Source organism: Mesorhizobium sp. M7A.F.Ca.ET.027.02.1.1, assembly GCF_004022985.1.
Classification (GTDB): domain Bacteria; phylum Pseudomonadota; class Alphaproteobacteria; order Rhizobiales; family Rhizobiaceae; genus Mesorhizobium.
On sequence record NZ_RZOL01000732.1, the window covers coordinates 1 to 1,470 of the forward strand.

Consider the following 1,470-nt stretch of genomic DNA (forward strand, 5'->3'; position numbering starts at 1 on the left):
AGTTCATACCGTGGGATAGGCGGTAGTGGGTCAGTTTGAAATTTGATGCCGCGAATGCCGTTGTCGTGACCCGCCGTGAACTCCTATATGCTTACAGAAACGTATGGGACGGCGTATGACAATCGAGTGCATAGCCCCGCCGAATGCACTGGTGCGCGGAAAGAGTGGATCGAAGGTAATCCAGACATCAAGCACGTCAGCACGTCATTTGCCGAACGCCAAAACCGGACTATGCGGATGCATATGCGCCGCTTCACGCGCCTGACCAACGGCAGTGGAAGCTCACGCCAACGCCGTTGCCCCTGCACTTCATGTATTACAACTTTGTCCGCATTCATGCTTCATGCGCATGACGCCCGCGATGGCCGCCGGCGTGACTGGCAAGCTTTGGGAGATTAGCGATATCGTTGCGCTGATCGAGGCGAAGGAAGCCGAAAAGCCAGCGGCTCGGGGGCGTACCGAAAGAAAGGTGTCTCAACTGATTGATCCTCAACCCATCACGAATGAAAATATCCTGAGGGTTCTTTGCATCGTCCTCGTCGAAATTCGCGCGACCGATGATCTATCCAGAGCTCGTATGCTCGCGGATTCATTTCACAACGCACCGGCCATGATCGCCTCTGGCGCCGGTCCGCAGGATACCTGGGCAAGTGTACTTGGAACCGCTCGCAGGCTTGATATGGAACGATATGTCGTCTCACTGCTGAGCCACGTTCAGGCGAGACAGATTTCAAACTGACCCACTACCGGATAGGCTGGCCGCTTGACCTCGCCCGCTGATATGCGGTGCTCCGCGGCGGCCAGAGTAGCCTTGGAGCATCCGATGAGACTTCACAACAAGCGCGCGCTGGTCACCGGTGGGTCGGACGGTATCGGCTTGGCGATCGCCGAGGCCTTATTGCGCGAGGGCGCGGACGTCCTGATCGTCGGCCGCGACACCGAAAAGCTCGACGCCGCCCGCAAGCAGCTCGGCGGCACTATCGAGACGCTGTCGGCCGATCTTGCCACCTCGGCCGGCATTGCGGCCGTCATCGAGCACGTAAAAAAATCGGGCACGCCTATCGATATCCGCGTCAACAATGCCGGAGTGGCTTTCCTGGTGCCGTTCGAAACCGTCAGCGAGGCGCAGTTCCAGCAATCCTTCGCGCTGAATGTCACTGCTGTGTTCTTCCTCACCCAGGGCCTGCTGCCGCATCTGGCGGCCGGCGCATCGGTGATCAACATCTCGTCCTATTTCGCCAACAAGATGATCCCGAAGCGGCCGTCGAGCCTCTATTCCCTGTCGAAGGGCGCGTTGAACTCGCTGACCAAGTCGCTCGCCTTCGAACTCGGCCCGCGCGGCATCCGCGTCAACGCCATCGCGCCCGGCACGGTCGACACCGCCATGCGGCGCAAGACAGTCGACAATTTGCCGGCCGAGGCAAAGGCGGAACTGAAGGCCTATGTCGAGCGCAGCTATCCGCTCGGCAG

The 1,470-nt window shown here is 59.5% G+C and carries 1 protein-coding gene and 1 pseudogene; both read left to right on the forward strand.

Going from position 1 to position 1,470, the window contains the following annotated elements:
- Window positions 1–135 precede the first annotated feature (135 nt).
- Window positions 136–430, forward strand: a pseudogene (locus EN749_RS39265) (IS1 family transposase); the annotation flags it as partial.
- Window positions 431–823: 393 nt separating this feature from the next.
- Window positions 824–1,470: SDR family oxidoreductase (locus tag EN749_RS35670; RefSeq protein ID WP_145991176.1), on the forward strand; the 647-nt coding region annotated here is incomplete at its 3' end.